The organism is Stenotrophomonas sp. AC248 (genome assembly GCF_979258185.1).
On sequence record NZ_OZ409840.1, the window covers coordinates 38,768 to 54,455 of the forward strand.

Consider the following 15,688-nt stretch of genomic DNA (forward strand, 5'->3'; position numbering starts at 1 on the left):
GAATGACACCATGCATTCCGCCGTCATCCGCCTGCCCGATCCCGTCCCGCGCGCCCGCGATCCGCGCGCGGCCGACGCCGTGCAGGACAAGCTGGCGCGGCGCCTGCGCCGCCAGGTGGGCCAGGCCATTGCCGACTTCGGCATGATCGCCGACGGCGACAAGGTGATGGTGTGCCTGTCCGGTGGCAAGGACAGTTACACCCTGCTGGACGTGCTGCTGCAGCTGCAGAAGAAGGCGCCGGTGCGCTTCGAGCTGGTGGCGGTCAACCTGGACCAGAAGCAGCCGGACTTCCCCGCGCACGTGCTGCCGCAGTACCTGGAATCGATCGGCGTGGCCTACCAGATCATCGAGCAGGACACCTATTCGGTGGTCAGCCGGGTCATTCCGGAAGGGCGCACGATGTGTTCGCTGTGCTCGCGGCTGCGGCGCGGCGCGCTGTACCGCCACGCGGCGGAAAACGGCTTCAGCAAGATCGCCCTGGGCCACCACCGCGATGACAGCGTGGCCACCTTTTTCCTCAACCTGTTCCACCACGCCAAGCTGTCGGCCATGCCGCCCAAGCTGCGCAGCGACGACGGCCAGCACGTGGTGATCCGCCCGCTGGCCTACGTGGCCGAGGACGACATCCGCGCGTATGCGCAGGCCCGCGCGTTCCCGATCATTCCGTGCAACCTGTGTGGCAGCCAGGACAACCTGCAACGCCGCCAGGTGGGCCAGATGCTGCAGCAGTGGGAGCAGCAGCACCCCGGCCGCATCGACCAGATCGCCCGCGCGCTGGGCACCGTCGAGCCGTCGCAGCTGGCCGACCCGGCCCTGTTCGATTTCATGGCGCTGGCCCGAAGCCCGGCCACCGCCGTGCCGTCCCCGCCGTCGGCCTGGGCCGACGACACCCCCGACATCGGCGGCGCGCCCGGGCCGGCCTGAGCCGCCCACCGCCCCGCCTTCCCTTCACGACCTACTTCGGACTTCCATGTTCTTTCGCAACCTGACGCTGTTCCGCTTCCCGACCGCCACCGACTTTTCCGAAGTAGACACCCTGCTGCCGCAGGTGCTGCTCAAGCCGGTGGGTCCGCTTGAAATGAATTCGCGTGGCTTCATCTCGCCGTTCGGCCGCGAGGAAAAGACCGTGTTCTCGCACCGCATCGGCGATGCGCTGTGGCTCACCGTGGGCGGCGAGGACAAGATCCTGCCGGGCGCGGTGGTCAACGACCTGCTGGCGCGCAAGCTCGAGGAGATCGAAGAGAAGGAAGGGCGCAAGCCCGGCGGCCGCGAGCGCAAGCGCCTCAAGGACGACCTGCTGCACGAACTGATGCCGCGCGCCTTCGTGAAGAGCTCGCGCACCGACGCCCTGATCGACCTGACCCACGGCTACGTGGCGGTGGACAGTTCCAGCCGCAAGACCGGCGAGAACGTGATGTCCGACATCCGTGGCCTGCTCGGCAGCTTCCCGGCGATGCCGCTCAACGCCGAAGTGGCCCCGCGCTCGATCCTGACCGGCTGGATTGCCGGTGAGGAACTGCCCACCGGGCTGAGCCTGGGCGAAGAGTGCGAGATGAAGGACCCGGCCGAGGGCGGTGCGGTGGTCAAGTGCCAGCACCAGGAACTGCGCTGCGACGAGATCGACAAGCACCTGGATGCCGGCAAGCAGGTGACCAAGCTGGCGCTGGTGTTCGAGGACAACCTGTCCTTCGTGCTGGGCGACGACCTGATCGTGCGCAAGCTGAAGTTCCTGGACGGCGCGCTGGACCAGCTCGAACACGCCGACGACGACGGCCGCCGCGCCGAACTGGACGCCCGTTTCGCCCTACAGAGCGGCGAAGTACGGCGCCTGTTCCTGCTGCTGGAAGAGGCCTTCAAGCTCAGCAAGGCCGACTGAGCCACCGGCGCCATCGCGTAGAGCGGGGCTCTGCCCCGCTGCTTCACGCACGTGGTAGAACGGGGCTCTGCCCCGCTGATTCCGCCCGGTACCAGAACAGGTAGAGCGGGGCTCTGCCCCGCTGCTTCACGCACGTGGCGCCCGCCCCGACCAGGCAGCGGGGCAGAGCCCCGCTCTACGTCTGGGTGCCGGGTGGCGCCCTGAACAGCGCGCAGTCATGCGCCGGTCACTGCCGGCGCTATGCTGTACCCATGTCCGGATTCCTCCGCCGCCTCATTTCGCCGGCTGCCCCCACCCTGCAGCGCGACACGGTTCGACTGCGGCTGGAAGATGCCGAGATCGACGTGCTGCGCGTGCGCGATCCGCGTGCGCGGCGGATCAAGCTCAGCGTCGACGAGCGGGGCGTGCGCCTGACGCTGCCGCCGCGGGCCAGCCTGGTGATGGGCGAGCGTTTTCTCGAACAACACCGCGACTGGTTGTCCACGCAGCTGCGCAGCTACCAGGCGCAGAACCTGCCGCCGCCGCTGGTGATCGGCGAGCCCGGCGTGTTGCCGTTGCGCGGTGCGTTGCTGCCGCTGCGGTGGGAAAGCGGTCGCTTCGCGCACATGCGCGTGGACGGCGAGGGCGCCTGCCTGCACTGGCCGGCGCGCGGTACCGACGCCACGCTGCGCCGCACCCTGCGCGAATTCTACGAAGCACAGACCCGTGCCGATGTGGGCCAGTGGCTGCCGCGCTACCTGCCCGCGCTGCCGCGCGCACCGGCACGGCTGCGCCTGAAGGTGATGTCCTCGCAATGGGGCTCGCTGGCGCCCGACGGCAGCATGGCCCTGGACCTGGCGCTGGTACTGGGCCGGTCATCGGCCTTCGAGTACGTGCTGGTGCACGAACTCTGCCACCTCATCCAGGCCAACCACTCGCCGGCCTTCTGGGCCGAGGTGGAGCAGCGTTTTCCGGCGTGGCGGCAGGAGCGCGATTATTTCCAGGCCGAAGGACGGCGGTTGAAGGCCACGCTGCGGCAACTGCTGACCCCCACCCCGTAGAGCCGACCGTTGGTCGGCTGCGCAGCCCGGTGGTAGAGCCGACCGTTGGTCGGCTGCGCGTGACATCCAGGCCCGCGAGGTTGCCGGCCAGCGGCCGGCACTACCGGTATCTTCCGTACCGACCAACGGTCGGTACCTACCGGGTGGCGCGGTCGGTACCTACCGGACGGCGCGGGCGGTGGCGGCCTGCGCCCAGCGGGCGGCCACGCGGGGGGCGGTGATGCACACGGCCTGGTCGGTGACGGTGGTGACGGCGCGTTCCAGCAGTTGGATGTCGGCCTCGTGCTGGCGCGCCACGTGCGGGTCTTCGAAGAAGATCGCGCGCTGGCAGTGGCCTTCCAGCACGCGGTCAGCGATCTGCGCGTCGCCGCCCATCGGGCCGCTTTGGTAGCGCTGCACCCAGGCCTGGTCCTGCGGCCAGCCGCGGCTCCAGGCCAGCTCGTTGAGGCGCTGGCCGGTGGTGCCGGTGCCCACGCGGTGGGCGAAGCGTGAGAGCAGGTCGAAGTGCTCGTCGGCAAAGGCCAGGATGGCCGGCTTCATGGCGTCGTGCGCAATCAGTGCCAGGGTCTGCTGTTCGAACGCATGCAGGTCGTCGGCGCCCGGATCGGGTGCCAGCCCGGCGTGCACGCGCTCCACTTCCACCCAGTCGCGCGCGGTGGCCACGGTGGAAATGAACGGCTTGCCGTGGATCACGCATTGGCGCTTGAGCGCGGTGGCCTCGGGGAAGATCGACGACGGGTCCACCGGATCCATCAGGTAGATCGCCCCGTCCAGGGTGCGCTCGGGCGAGCCCATCCCGACCACTTCGGCCACCAGCTTCATCAGGCCGCCCTCGCGCCCGTTGGGATAGCGCTGCAGCGGGGCGAAATCGGGCAGGAAGCCCAACCGCTGGATCGCATCGAAGGTGCGCCCGACCGCATGCAGCTCCACCCCCAGCTCGCGCAGGCCACCGTCGCAGGCGCGCAGCCAGCGGAACAGGGCGGCGTGCTTGTCGTGGTGGTGCAGGCGGTTGGCGGCCAGGCCGATGCGCATGGGGATCATCCGGTAGGGAGGGCAATCGGCATTCTATGTCGCTTCCCGTGCTGCGGAACTGCGAACCCGGGCACGCGTCTTCACGCATTTTCGTATTAGTTGCATAGCCCGGCAGCGGGCCATAACCGACAGTGGAGGTCGTCAGTCAATCAGGAAAACCCGCCATGGCTCTCTCCCAGGTTCCCAAGGACATGTCGGTCCAGTCCCTTGCTGCGGATCGCAGTGCCCGCATCCGCGCGCTGGGTAGGCTGCTGCGGCATGCCGCCAGCGGCGATGCCGACGTGCTGCTGGTCGGGCTGGCACGCATGCTCGACGCGCACATCGACAACGATCATGCCGATGACGCCAGCAATGGACGTATCCGCGACCAGCTGGACGAGATTGAACTGCTGCTGGCGCTGGAAATCGAGCGGGCCGGGGTGCGTGCGGCCCCGCCGTTGTCGAACGCGGCGTAAGGGCAGCCGGGCAGAGCCCGGCTCTACGGCGCCGCGCGTTTCGTGGCCTGCCGGGCCACGTTCGGCAACCGCGCGCAGCGCGGTCGCCCCATCCCGCCGACGTCAGACCGCCAGCAGCTGCGCGATGCTGGCCGCCGCATCGCGGCCCTCGGCCACGGCGGTGACCACCAGGTCGGCACCGCGCACGGCGTCGCCGCCGGCGAACAGGCGCGGGTGCGCGGTCTGGAACGGCAGGCGGTCCTTGCCACCGGCGATGATGCGGCCGTTGTGGCCGGCTTCCACGCCGTGCTCGGTCAGCCACGCCGGGGTGCTGGGCGAGAAGCCGAAGGCGATGATCACCACGTCCGCTTCCAGCAGCGATTCACTGCCTTCGATCGGCACCGCGTTGCGGCGGCCCTGCGCGTCGGGCTCGTCCAGGCGGGTTTCCACCACCATCACCCCGATCACCTCGTCATCCGCGCCGGCTTCAATGGACAGCGGCTGGCGGTTGAACAGGAAGCGCACGCCTTCCTCGCGCGCGTTGGCCACTTCGCGTGCCGAGCCGGGCATGTTGGCTTCGTCGCGGCGGTAGGCGCAGGTCACCTTGGCCGCGCCCAGGCGCACCGCGCTGCGCACGCAGTCCATGCCGGTGTCGCCGCCGCCCAGCACGACCACGCGCTTGCCCTCCAGGTCGGGCAGGGCGATCTGGTCTTCCCAGCCGGCAATGGGCCGGCCGTGCGCGTCGCTGCCGCCGACGATGCGGCTGTTCTGCACCAGGAACGGCAGCGCCGGCAGCACGCCCTTCAGGTCCTGGCCGAGCAGGCCGCCGTCGGTATAACGGTAGGCGCCGGTACCGACGAACACCGCGTCGTACTCGGCCAGCAGCTGGTCCACGCTGACGTCGCGGCCGATCTCCACGCCCAGCCGGAACTGCACGCCCATGCCTTCGAGCACGTTGCGGCGGCGGCTGATCACGGCCTTGTCGAGCTTGAAGCTGGGGATGCCGAACTGCAGCAGCCCACCGATCTGTTCGTAGCGGTCATACACCACCGCCTGGATGCCGGCATGCGCCAGCTTGTCGGCACAGGCCAGCCCGGCCGGGCCGGCGCCGATCACCGCCACGCGCTTGCCGGTGGGTTCCACGGCGGTCATGTCCGGGCGCCAGCCGGTGGCCAGCGCGGTGTCCACGATGTACTTCTCGACCGCGCCGATGGTGACCGCGCCGAACTCTTCCAGCGTGCAGCTGCCTTCGCACAGGCGGTCCTGCGGACACACCCGGCCGCACACTTCCGGCAGCGGGTTGGTGGAGTGGCAGAGCGTGGCCGCTTCGTGGATGCGGTTTTCCTGCACCAGCTGTAGCCACTGCGGGATGGCGTTGTGCACCGGGCACTTCCAGCTGCAGTACGGGTTGCCGCAGTCCAGGCAGCGGCCGGCCTGGAACTGGGCGTCTTCCTTGCCGAACTTGCCGTACAGCTCGCCCCAGTCGCCGGACGTGCGCAGTTCGACGGGAATGCGCTGCGGCATGGTCCGGGGCAGGTCGAGGAACTGGAAGGCTTGCTTGCGGCTCATGGGTGGGCCCTGCGTTGTTCGGTCGCCGGGCAGAGCCCGGCGCTACGGAATGTTCGGGTTGCCGGGCAGAGCCCGGCACTACGATTTTTTGGGTTGCTGGCCAGCGGCCGGCACTACGTGGACGGTCAGGCGGCGCGGCGCAGCGAGTCGGTGAGGGATTCGATGCTGGCGGCCTTGGGTTTGACCAGCCAGAACTTGCCTACGTAATCGCGGAACTCGTCGAGGATCTGCTGCGCCCAGATGCTGCCGGTCAGTTCGCGGTGGCGGCTGATCAGCGTATGCAGGTGCTGGCGATGGTTCTCGAAGCCCTCGGCGGAAATGCGGTGGATGTCGATGAGTTCGTGGTTGTAGCGGTCCACGAAGTCACGGTCGATATCCAGCACGTAGGCCAGGCCGCCGGTGAAGCCGGCGCCGAAGTTCAGGCCCACCTTGCCCAGCACCAGCACGATGCCGTCGGTCATGTATTCGCAGCAGTGGTCGCCGGCGCCTTCGATCACCGCCAGCGCGCCGGAGTTGCGCACGCCGAAGCGCTCGCCGGCACGCCCGGCCGCGAACAGCTCGCCGCCGGTGGCGCCGTACAGGCAGGTGTTGCCGATGATCGCGGTGTTGCGTGCTTCGAAGCGCGCACCACGCGGCGGGCGTACCACCAAACGGCCGCCGGCCATGCCCTTGCCGACGTAATCGTTGGCTTCGCCTTCGACCTCCAGCTGCAGGCCACCCACGTTGAACGCCCCGAAACTCTGCCCGGCGGTGCCGCGGAACCGCAGGGTCAGCGGCGCATCGCTCATGCCCTGGTTGCCGTGCACGCGGGCGATCGCACCGGACAGGCGGGTGCCGATCGAGCGGTCGGTGTTGTGGATCAGGAAGCGGTGTTCGCCGCCGAGCTTGCCGGCAATGGCCGGGGCCAGCAGACCGTCCATCTGCGTGGCCAGGCTGTCCGGCGATTCGTACAGGCGCTGCGCGGCGCAGTGGCTGCCTTCGTACCGGGCCGGGTTGAGCAGGCGCGACAGGTCGACCTTGACCCCGGGGCGCGGTGCTACCTCCAGCTGTTGCAGCAGGTCGGTGCGGCCGACGATCTCGTCCAGCGACCGCACGCCCAGGTAGGACAGCCAGCCCCGTACTTCCTCGGCCAGCAGGCGGAAGAAGTTCTCCACGCGCTCTGGCAGGCCGGTGAAGTATTGCGCGCGCAGGCGCTCGTCCTGGGTGGCCACGCCGGTGGCGCAGTTGTTGAGGTGGCAGATGCGCAGGTACTTGCAGCCCAGCACGATCATCGGCGCGGTGCCGAAGCCGAAGCTGTCCGCACCCAGCAGCGCGGCCTTGATCACGTCCAGGCCGGTCTTCAGGCCACCGTCGGTCTGCAGCAGGGTGCGCCCGCGCAGGTCGTTGGCCACCAGTGCCTGGTGCGATTCGGCCACGCCCAGTTCCCACGGCACGCCGGCATAGCGGATCGAGCTGACCGGGCTGGCACCGGTGCCGCCGTCATGGCCGGACACGGTGATCAGGTCGGCGCCGGCCTTCACCACGCCCGCGGCGATGGTGCCGACACCGGCATGGCTGACCAGCTTCACCGACACCAGCGCGTCGGGGTTGACCTGCTTGAGGTCGTAGATCAGCTGGGCCAGGTCTTCGATGGAGTAGATGTCGTGGTGCGGCGGCGGCGAGATCAGGCCGATGCCCGGCTTGGCATAGCGCAGCCGTGCGATCAGTTCGTTGACCTTGTGGCCGGGCAGCTGGCCGCCTTCGCCGGGCTTGGCGCCCTGGGCGACCTTGATCTGCAGCACTTCGGCGTTGACCAGGTATTCGGCGGTGACGCCGAAGCGGCCCGAGGCCACCTGCTTGATCTTGCTGCGCTTCTCGGTGCCGTAACGCACCGGGTCTTCGCCGCCTTCGCCGGAGTTGCTGCGCCCACCGAGCCGGTTCATGGCAATGGCCAGCGCTTCATGCGCTTCGGGCGACAACGCACCCAGGCTGATGGCGGCGGTGTCGAAGCGACGGAACAGGTCTTCGGCCGGGGCCACCTCGTCCAGCGGCGTGGGCGTGGGCGCGGCCTTGAGCTGCAGCAGGTCGCGCAGCGCCGACACCGGGCGGCCGTGCACGGCCTCGCAGTAGCGCTGCCAGTCCGCGGCATCACCACTGCGCGCGGCGCGCTGCAGGGTCATGACCACGTCCGGGTTGTACATGTGGTATTCGCCGCCGTGCACGTACTTCAGCACGCCGCCCACGTCCGGGCGCAGCAGGTCGTTCCAGGCACGCACGGTGAGTTCGCGGGCTTCGTCGTCCAGGCGCGCAAAGCCCACGCCGGCCACGCGCGAGGCGGTGTCCGGGAAGCACAGATCGACCACCTCGTCATCGAGGCCGACGATCTCGAACAGCTGCGCGCCGCGATAACTGGCCACGGTGCAGATGCCCATCTTGGAGATGATCTTGGACAGGCCCTTGTAGATGCCCTTGCGGTAGCGGCGGCCGATCTGCGACTGCTCGCCGCCCTTGCTCAGCTGCAGGATGCCGCGCCGGCCGAGGTCGAACAGGGTCTGGTAGGCCAGGTACGGGTACACCGCGGTGGCACCGAAGCCGAGCAGGCAGGCCATGTGGTGCGCGTCGCGCGCGGTGCCGGTTTCAAGGATCAGGTTGACGTCGCAGCGCAGCCCGGCGTTGGACAGGTGGTGGTGGACCGCGCTGGTGGCCAGCAACGCATGCACCATCGGCCGGTCGGCGACCGGGTAGCGGTCGCTCAGCAGCAGCATCACGATGCCCTCGCGGGCAGCCGCCTCGGCCTCGGCGCAGATGCGCTCGATGCCGGCCTTCAGGCCTTCGTCCAGGCTGTAGGACAGGTCGATCAGGCGGTTCTTCTCGACGTACTGCTCCATCTTGATCAGCTGGCGCAGCTTGCGCTGGCTGAGCACCGGCGAATTGAGGATGACGTGGTTCACCGTCTCCGCACCGGCATGGAAGATGTTGGTCTCCTTGCCGAGCTGGGTGGTCAGCGACATGACGCAGTCTTCGCGCAGCGGGTCGATCGGCGGGTTGGTGACCTGCGCGAACGCCTGGCGGAAGTAGTCGTACAGCGGGCGGCTGTGCTGGCTGAGCACGGCCATGGGCGTGTCGTCACCCATGGAGCCGGTGGCTTCCTGCTCGGTCTCGGCCAGCGGCCGCAGGATCTGCTCGACTTCTTCGGTGCTCAGCTGGAACAGCTTGTGGTAGCTGCGCAGGGTGCGCTCGTCAAACGGTTCCTCGACCAGCGAAGGATCGATCAGCTCGGTCTGCAGGTAGGTCACGCCCTGTTGCAGCCACTGCTTGTACGGGGCGCGGCCGCGGTTGATGCGGTCGATGGCATCGGAGTCGAGCAGGTCACCGCGCTTGAGGTCGATGGCCATCATCTCGCCCGGGCCCAGCTTGCCCTTGCGCACCACGCGCTCGGCCGGCACTTCCCACACGCCCGCTTCGGAAGCGACCAGGAAATGGCGGTCGGAGGTGAGCATCCAGCGCGCCGGGCGCAGCCCGTTGCGGTCCAGCGTGCAGGCCGCATAGCGCCCGTCGCAGGCGACGATGCCGGCCGGGCCGTCCCACGGCTCGCTGTTGAGCCCGTAGAACTCGTAGAACGCGGCCAGGTCGGGGTCCTTGAACTCCAGCGACTGGGTGGCCGGCGGCACCAGGATGCGCAGCGCCTGGATCAGCTCCATGCCGGCGCTGACCATCAGCTCCAGCATGTTGTCCAGGCTCTGCGAATCCGAGCCGTGCATGGAGATCACCGGGTCGAACTGGCCGATGTCGAAACGCGGGGTCTTCCACACCTTGCTGCGCGCCTGCGCCCAGCGGCGGTTGCCCTCGATGGTGTTGATCTCACCGTTGTGGGCGAGCATCCGGAACGGGTGCGCCAGCGGCCAGCGCGGCAGCGTGTTGGTGGAGAAGCGCTGGTGGAACACGATGGCGCTGGAGGCCAGGTCGTTGCGCTGCAGGTCCACGTAGAAGCGGCTCAGCTTGTCCGGCAGCACCATGCCCTTGTAGCTGATCGCGTTCGGGCTGAGCGTGGTGACGTAGTAGTCGGCGTGCTCGCGCAGCTGCTGTTCGCTGCGGCGGCGGGCCAGGAACAGGGCCAGGGTGAAGGTGGCCTCGTCCTGCTCGGCACCGGCATCCACGAACACCTGTTCGATGCGCGGCAGGGTGTCGCGGGCCAGTTGCCCGCACACGCTGGGGTCGGTGGGCACCAGGCGCCAACCGACCGGTCGACAGCCGGCATCGCGCAGCTGCTGTTCCAGGGTGTCGCGGCAGGCCTGGGCGGCCGCTTCGTCGTGCGGCAGGAACACCACGCCGGCGGCGAAACGCGCCCCCAGGCTGAGCCCGGCTTCGGCGGCGAGTGCCTTGAGGAACACGTCGGGGCGGCGCAGCAGCAGGCCGCAGCCGTCGCCGGTGATGCCATCGGCGGCCACGCCACCACGGTGGGTCATGCGCGAAAGTGCCGCAATGGCGGTGTCCACCAGCAGTCGGGACGGCTGGTCATCGAGCTGGGCAACCATGCCGAAACCACAGGCATCGCGCTCATCTTGCGGGTCGTAAAGCCCTTGGCGGTTGCGGGGGGCCATCTCTGCCTCAATGTCGGGTGAGCGGCGACACTCGTCCCCGCTCAATCCGTTGAGCGCATCTGGAGGCACCGGATGACTCGACTAGATCACAGTTGCTGCAACGCCGCAATACACGGTTGCAGGCGCAACCAAACCCCTTCAAAAACCGCCTGGAACCAGGGTTCCAGGCGTCCCTGTTCAGCCGCAGCGCAGGCCGCTGATGGCGCCCTTTTCGTCCACTTCGATGTTCAGTCGTTCACCGACGAACTCCATCGTGGTCATGTCGTTGGGCTTGAGCACCCGCAGCTGCTTGGCGCTGGCGTCCTGCTGGGCCTGGCTGCCTATTTTGTCGGTATAGGCCTGGCCGACCAGGCTCTGCACCTGGGTGGCATCGCAGTTGCCGACCGGCGGCGCTTCCAGCGCCTTGCCTGTTTCATCGGTCGGGGCCGCAGCGGCTTCGGCGGCCTTCTGGGCATGGGTGCCCACGGCTTCCTGCTCGTCCATGGGCGGCGCCTGGCAGGCGGCCAGTACGAGCAGGGCGGGAATGACGGCCACAAGGCCAATGGAACGCCGCAGGCGGCGGAACGACAAGGACGGCATCGAGACTCCAGACATCGAACCAGGGAAACCTTGGAGGATATCGCCAAGCGGGGCGTGAGGTGTTCGTGTTGTGTTATTGACGCGCCCTCGCACCCGCACCGGGTATCACTGCAGGCCCTTACCGCCACGTCCTCCGATGAGCCCCAGCCGTCGCGTCACCCCCGAAGTCGCCGCCGCCCGCGAGGCCGGCCTGCGCTATGTCAGCGATGAAATGCCGGGCCTGCAGCGGCGCCGTGCCGGCAAGGGCTTCAGCTACCGCGACGCCGATGGCGCGGCGGTGCGCGATGCCGCCACCCTGGCCCGGATCCGCGCGCTGGCGATTCCGCCGGCCTACACCGACGTGTGGATCTGCGCGCTGCCCAATGGCCACCTGCAGGCCACCGGGCGGGACGCGCGCGGGCGCAAGCAGTACCGCTACCACGCCGACTGGGCGCGGGTGCGCGGCGACGGCAAGTTCGACCGCATCATCGCCTTCGGCACTGCACTGCCCGTGCTGCGCCGCCGCCTGCGGCGCGACCTGAAGCTGCCCGGCTTCCCGCGCGACAAGGTGCTGGCCATCGTGGTCGCGCTGCTGGCGCAGACGCTGGTGCGGGTGGGCAACGAGGTATACGCCCGCGACAACCGGTCCTACGGGTTGACCACGCTGCGCAACCGGCACCTGGCGCTGGTCAAGGGCGGGCGTGCGCAGATGCGCTTCCGCGGCAAGTCCGGACAGGCGCATGAGGTGGACGTGGATGATCGCCGCCTGGTGACGCTGATCCGTGGCTGCCAGCAGCTGCCCGGGCAGGCGCTGTTCCAGTACCGCGATGATGAGGGGGCGGTGCAGCCGGTGGATTCGGGCATGGTCAACGAGTACCTGCACGACGCGATGGGCGAGGATTTCAGTGCCAAGGACTTCCGCACCTGGGGTGGGACGCTGGAAGCCATCCGCCAGTTGGCGATCACCGAGCTGCCCGAACCCGCCAGCGAACGTGCGCTGGCGGCGTTGCAGAAGCAGGTGGTGTGCGAGGTGGCGACCCTGCTGGGCAATACGCCGTCGGTGTGCAGAAAGTCCTACATCGATCCGTGCGTGTTCGACGGCTGGCGCGCCGGCTCGCTGAAGGCGCTGGCAGGCCTGCGCGGCGAGCGGCAGTGGGAGCAGGCGACGTTGAAGGTGCTCAAGGCCGCACGGCGCACGGTCAAGCGTGCGCGGGCGGCCTGAGCGGGTCCATCAGCCGCAGTAGAGCGCGGTGATGTTGTTGGTGCGGCCGGTTTCGATGGTCAAACGCTCGCCGCCGGTTTGCGCGCCCGGGGTCGGGTTGGCCGCGCCACTGGCGGTGGGGCCGCTCTCGGCGCGCTGCCCGCGCACCACGTTCACCTGCAGGCTGTCGCTGTCCACGCGGGTGCGCTCGATGGTGGCCGCCGATGCGGCCAGGCCCACCGCACCGCGCACCTTGTCCACGTGGCACTGGCCGGAGATCACCCCGTCGATGGGTTGCACCTGCGCCACCGGGGTGCTGCTGCAGGCGGAAAGGGTGGCCAGGGCGGCCGCCGCGAAAAGGGTGCGGTACATGGGTGACTCCAGCAGGTTTTCCGGCCTGCAGCGTGCCGCGTTTGACGTATGCAGCGGATGAAGCCTGCACGGATTGCCCACATCGCACTCACTTTGCGTGGCCGCCCGGTTGGCCACACTGCCTGTGCACTTGAACGCTTTCGCAAAGGAGCCGCAGATGGCCACCCGCAAGACTCGCACGCCCACCTCGCCCGCCGCCGCTGACAAGGCCGCCAAACCCCTGGCCGAGCGCACGCCGGTGGTGAAGACCGCCACCCGCAAGGCGGCGGCGAAGGACCCGCGCGCCGCCCGCGTGGCCGCGCGCCAGCGTCGCCTGCAGGACCAGGAGAAGGCCAAGGATGCACGCGTAGCCAAGCAGGCCGCCAAGAAGCAGGTGGCGAAGAAGGCGACCAGGAAGGCGACCCAGGCCGGCGCGCGCAAGCAGCCGGAGACGATGCCGGCGCAGCAGATCGCCAAGCCGGGCAATGAGCACGAACTGGCGCTGGCGCCGCGCTTCCTTGCCCCCGATTACAAAGGCAGCGGCAAGCTGGCCGGCAAGCGCGCCATCATCACCGGGGCCGATTCGGGTATCGGCCGCGCGGTGGCCGTGCTGTTTGCCCGCGAAGGCGCCGACGTGGCCGTGCTGCACCTGGACGAAGCGGCCGACGCCAAGGTCACGCGCCAGCATGTGGAAGCCGAGGGCGGCCGCTGCCTGGTGATCGCCGGTGATGTGCGCGATCCCGCGTTCTGCAACAAGGCGGTCAAGCAGGTGGCCAAGGCCTTCGGCGGGATCGACATCCTGGTCAACAATGCCGCCTTCCAGCTGCATTGCGAGCGCCTGGAAGACCTCGAGGACGCGCACCTGCAGGAAACCCTGCAGACCAACATCGGCGGCTATATCCAGATGGCCCGCGCGGTGCTGCCGCACCTGCAGGAAGGCGACTGCATCATCAACACCGGTTCGGAGACGGGCCTGTTCGGCAGCAAGGGGTTGATCGACTACTCGGCCACCAAGGGCGCCATCCATGCCTTCACCAAGGCGCTGGCCAGCCAGCTGCTACCGCGCGGGATCCGGGTCAACGCGGTGGCGCCGGGCCCGGTCTGGACACCGCTCAACCCGGCCGACAAACAGGCCGCCGACGTGGCCGAGTTCGGCAAGGACAGCGACATGGGCCGCCCGGCGCAGCCGGAGGAGTTGTCCCCGGCGTATGTGTTCCTTGCCTCGCCGGTGACCGCCAGCTATATCAGCGGGGTGATCCTGCCGGTGATGGGCGGGCCGCGCGGCTGAGCGCGGCGCGGTAGCACGGCAGGCTGACGCGCGCGATCTACGCCGCGTCAGCCGCCGGTGGGCGGAGTGGGACGGACAGGGACAAGGAGTGCAACGATGGGTGTCGCCGCAACCGGGTTGGGACTGCTGCTGGCGGGCGTGGCCGCCGCGCCGCTGACGTCGATAACCACCGAGGACGGTGTGACGGCCACGCACTACGTCTCCCGCCACCAGCTGCACTGCGGTGACAGTCGCTTCGACATCACCGTGGAGGCGGGGCAGGCCGCGCCGGTGACGGCGTTCACGGTCAACGACGTGGCGCTGCCGCCGGAGCAGGTACGGCAGATCAATGATCAGATCGGTGCGCGCTCGGGCTTTCTGGGCCTGCGCAGTTCCTGCACGCGGCAGCGCCAGGCGCTGACGCTCCAGTTCACCTCGCCGACGCGGACCTACGGGGTTGCCGTGCGCTTCGTCGATGGTCGGCTGGCATCGGTGGCGGGCGCAGCGCCGTAGAACGCGGCGATCGGGGCGATGAAGTCCTGCGGGTTGGCGCCGACCAGGTTGGTCAACACGACCACCGCCAGCCGGCGTTCGGGATAGACGATGAACGCCGCGCGTGCGCCGCCCATGCCGCCGACCTGCAGGTCCGGGGCCGTACCCATGATGGGCCAGCCGGCCGACCAGGCGCCGGACTCACCGTTGTTCAGGCGTTCCGGCGTCCACATGCGGCGCACGCCGTCCGCTCTGAGCAGCTGCCCCTGCGACATCGCGATGATCCAGCGGCCTACGTCGTCGGCGGTGGTGAGCATGCCCGCACCGGCCCACAGACCCGGTGACAGGTCGTAGAACCAGTGCGACAGCCGTTGCGGTGCATCGGCGGCGTCGGTCTTGCGGGGGAACCAGCTGTAGATGGTGGCCGCGTCGGCGACCAGGTCGTAACTGTCGCCGAAGGTGGTGCGTGGCATGCCCACCACGTCGAACTGATGCCGGGCCATGTACTGCGGATACGGCATGCCGGCCTGCCTGGCGATGATCCGCGCCAGCAGCACGTAGTTGGTCTGGTTGTACCGGAAGCGCTCCCCCGGCGCTGCTTCCACCGGCATGGCAGTCACCTGCGTCCACGCCTGCTCTTCGGTGCCGCCGCCCAGCAGGCCCTGCGCATCGAGGATGTCCGGCAGGCCGGAGGTATGGGCGAGCAGCTGGCGCACCTGCACCTTGCCCCACGCCGGCGGCAGATCATCCAGGTAGCGCGACACCGGTGCCTGCAGATCCACGCGCCCGGCTTGGGCCAGCTGCGCCATCGCGACCCCGGTAAAGGACTTTGTGGCCGAGTTGAGCGGGAAACGCGTGTCGCGCGTGGCGGCCACGCCGTTCTCGACATTGGCCAGTCCATAGGCCTCGGACAACACCAGCTGGCCGTCCTTGACCACCGCGATCTGCAGGCCCGGAATGCGCCGGGCCTGCATCGTGTCCTGCACGAACCGGCGCGCCTGCGCGTTGGCGGTATCCCAGGCGGTGGAAGGGGCGGAGGGAGCGGCGAAACACGCCAAGGGCACTGCGAGCGCGGCCAACAGGACGGGGGTGCGGAGGGCACTGAAACGCATGCAGCTTTCCTTGGGCGGGTGCACCGGTCGCCGCGCGCCGGTGGAGCGGCGGACAGTCCGGGCTCGCAGGCTTGGATGCGGCGGCGGGCGAAAAGGTTTAACCGGCGCGCAGGCGACCGTTCGTCGGCGCGCGCCGTCCGGCACTTGACGACAGTTGTAGTCACTGGCACGGTGA

13 protein-coding genes are annotated in these 15,688 nt (G+C 69.0%); 7 read left to right on the plus strand and 6 right to left on the minus strand.

The genetic code is table 11. The features are described 5' to 3' along the window. Positions 1 to 10 precede the first annotated feature (10 nt). The 3 genes from ttcA (at position 11) to ACZ0AE_RS00170 (ending at position 2,917) form a co-directional block, all read left to right on the plus strand. Positions 11 to 925, plus strand: coding sequence for a tRNA 2-thiocytidine(32) synthetase TtcA (gene ttcA / locus ACZ0AE_RS00160; protein WP_038691404.1), 915 nt, complete (start codon positions 11 to 13; stop codon positions 923 to 925). A gap of 46 nt (positions 926 to 971) precedes the next feature. Continuing rightward, on the plus strand, positions 972 to 1,877 hold the full coding sequence (locus tag ACZ0AE_RS00165; protein ID WP_038691402.1) for a recombination-associated protein RdgC: 906 nt from the start codon (positions 972 to 974) through the stop codon (positions 1,875 to 1,877). 251 nt (positions 1,878 to 2,128) lie between these two features. Further along, positions 2,129 to 2,917, plus strand: a complete 789-nt coding sequence (locus ACZ0AE_RS00170) for a M48 family metallopeptidase (RefSeq protein ID WP_447591185.1) — start codon at positions 2,129 to 2,131, stop codon at positions 2,915 to 2,917. A gap of 159 nt (positions 2,918 to 3,076) precedes the next feature. Here the strand turns inward: ACZ0AE_RS00170 and ACZ0AE_RS00175 are convergent, their stop codons facing one another. Then, positions 3,077 to 3,949 (minus strand): methylglyoxal synthase, encoded by an 873-nt coding sequence (locus tag ACZ0AE_RS00175; RefSeq protein WP_463600092.1) that lies wholly within the window; start codon positions 3,947 to 3,949, stop codon positions 3,077 to 3,079. 164 nt (positions 3,950 to 4,113) lie between these two features. Here ACZ0AE_RS00175 and ACZ0AE_RS00180 point away from each other — a divergent pair, with 164 nt between their 5' ends. After that, the gene (locus ACZ0AE_RS00180; protein ID WP_051598943.1) at positions 4,114 to 4,404 is read left to right on the plus strand and encodes a hypothetical protein; all 291 of its coding nucleotides are present in this window, start codon (positions 4,114 to 4,116) and stop codon (positions 4,402 to 4,404) included. 102 nt (positions 4,405 to 4,506) lie between these two features. Here ACZ0AE_RS00180 and ACZ0AE_RS00185 read toward each other — a convergent pair whose 3' ends face one another. The 3 genes from ACZ0AE_RS00185 to ACZ0AE_RS00195 form a co-directional block, all read right to left on the minus strand. Then, positions 4,507 to 5,952: an FAD-dependent oxidoreductase gene (locus ACZ0AE_RS00185; RefSeq protein ID WP_463600093.1), complete on the minus strand. Its 1,446-nt coding sequence runs from the start codon at positions 5,950 to 5,952 to the stop codon at positions 4,507 to 4,509. Positions 5,953 to 6,077: 125 nt separating this feature from the next. Beyond that, entirely contained in the window at positions 6,078 to 10,532 is a 4,455-nt protein-coding gene (gene gltB, locus ACZ0AE_RS00190) for a glutamate synthase large subunit (RefSeq protein ID WP_463600094.1), read from the minus strand. Between the two features lie 177 nt (positions 10,533 to 10,709). Beyond that, complete coding sequence (locus ACZ0AE_RS00195; protein WP_081797291.1) at positions 10,710 to 11,111, minus strand: I78 family peptidase inhibitor; 402 nt, start codon at positions 11,109 to 11,111, stop codon at positions 10,710 to 10,712. Between the two features lie 136 nt (positions 11,112 to 11,247). Here ACZ0AE_RS00195 and ACZ0AE_RS00200 point away from each other — a divergent pair, with 136 nt between their 5' ends. Next, the gene (locus ACZ0AE_RS00200; protein WP_463600095.1) at positions 11,248 to 12,312 is read left to right on the plus strand and encodes a DNA topoisomerase IB; all 1,065 of its coding nucleotides are present in this window, start codon (positions 11,248 to 11,250) and stop codon (positions 12,310 to 12,312) included. A gap of 9 nt (positions 12,313 to 12,321) precedes the next feature. Here the strand turns inward: ACZ0AE_RS00200 and ACZ0AE_RS00205 are convergent, their stop codons facing one another. Next, on the minus strand, positions 12,322 to 12,663 hold the full coding sequence (locus ACZ0AE_RS00205; protein WP_463600096.1) for a hypothetical protein: 342 nt from the start codon (positions 12,661 to 12,663) through the stop codon (positions 12,322 to 12,324). Between the two features lie 157 nt (positions 12,664 to 12,820). On the opposite strand from ACZ0AE_RS00205, the gene ACZ0AE_RS00210 reads away from it, so the two are divergent. Together ACZ0AE_RS00210 and ACZ0AE_RS00215 are read left to right on the plus strand one after the other, a co-directional pair. Continuing rightward, positions 12,821 to 13,930, plus strand: coding sequence for an SDR family oxidoreductase (locus ACZ0AE_RS00210; RefSeq protein ID WP_463600097.1), 1,110 nt, complete (start codon positions 12,821 to 12,823; stop codon positions 13,928 to 13,930). 96 nt (positions 13,931 to 14,026) lie between these two features. Beyond that, entirely contained in the window at positions 14,027 to 14,422 is a 396-nt protein-coding gene (locus ACZ0AE_RS00215; protein WP_447591196.1) for a hypothetical protein, read from the plus strand. On the opposite strand, the gene ACZ0AE_RS00220 is transcribed toward ACZ0AE_RS00215, so the two are convergent. Further along, the gene (locus ACZ0AE_RS00220; protein ID WP_463600098.1) at positions 14,359 to 15,513 is read right to left on the minus strand and encodes a serine hydrolase domain-containing protein; all 1,155 of its coding nucleotides are present in this window, start codon (positions 15,511 to 15,513) and stop codon (positions 14,359 to 14,361) included. The genes ACZ0AE_RS00215 and ACZ0AE_RS00220 overlap by 64 nt on opposite strands. Between the last annotated feature and the right edge of the window lie 175 nt (positions 15,514 to 15,688).

Excerpts from the sequence above, each read along its gene's own strand:
- ACZ0AE_RS00205 (WP_463600096.1), bottom strand. The coding sequence starts at position 12,663 with ATGTACCGCACCCTTTTCGCGGCGGCCGCCCTGGCCACCCTTTCCGCC.
- ACZ0AE_RS00180 (WP_051598943.1), top strand. The coding sequence starts at position 4,114 with ATGGCTCTCTCCCAGGTTCCCAAGGACATGTCGGTCCAGTCCCTTGCT.
- ACZ0AE_RS00215 (WP_447591196.1), top strand. The coding sequence starts at position 14,027 with ATGGGTGTCGCCGCAACCGGGTTGGGACTGCTGCTGGCGGGCGTGGCC.
- ACZ0AE_RS00170 (WP_447591185.1), top strand. The coding sequence starts at position 2,129 with ATGTCCGGATTCCTCCGCCGCCTCATTTCGCCGGCTGCCCCCACCCTG.
- ACZ0AE_RS00220 (WP_463600098.1), bottom strand. The coding sequence starts at position 15,513 with ATGCGTTTCAGTGCCCTCCGCACCCCCGTCCTGTTGGCCGCGCTCGCA.
- ACZ0AE_RS00175 (WP_463600092.1), bottom strand. The coding sequence starts at position 3,949 with ATGCGCATCGGCCTGGCCGCCAACCGCCTGCACCACCACGACAAGCAC.
- ACZ0AE_RS00185 (WP_463600093.1), bottom strand. The coding sequence starts at position 5,952 with ATGAGCCGCAAGCAAGCCTTCCAGTTCCTCGACCTGCCCCGGACCATG.
- ACZ0AE_RS00165 (WP_038691402.1), top strand. The coding sequence starts at position 972 with ATGTTCTTTCGCAACCTGACGCTGTTCCGCTTCCCGACCGCCACCGAC.
- ACZ0AE_RS00195 (WP_081797291.1), bottom strand. The coding sequence starts at position 11,111 with ATGCCGTCCTTGTCGTTCCGCCGCCTGCGGCGTTCCATTGGCCTTGTG.
- ACZ0AE_RS00210 (WP_463600097.1), top strand. The coding sequence starts at position 12,821 with ATGGCCACCCGCAAGACTCGCACGCCCACCTCGCCCGCCGCCGCTGAC.
- gltB (WP_463600094.1), bottom strand. The coding sequence starts at position 10,532 with ATGGCCCCCCGCAACCGCCAAGGGCTTTACGACCCGCAAGATGAGCGC.
- ttcA (WP_038691404.1), top strand. The coding sequence starts at position 11 with ATGCATTCCGCCGTCATCCGCCTGCCCGATCCCGTCCCGCGCGCCCGC.
- ACZ0AE_RS00200 (WP_463600095.1), top strand. The coding sequence starts at position 11,248 with ATGAGCCCCAGCCGTCGCGTCACCCCCGAAGTCGCCGCCGCCCGCGAG.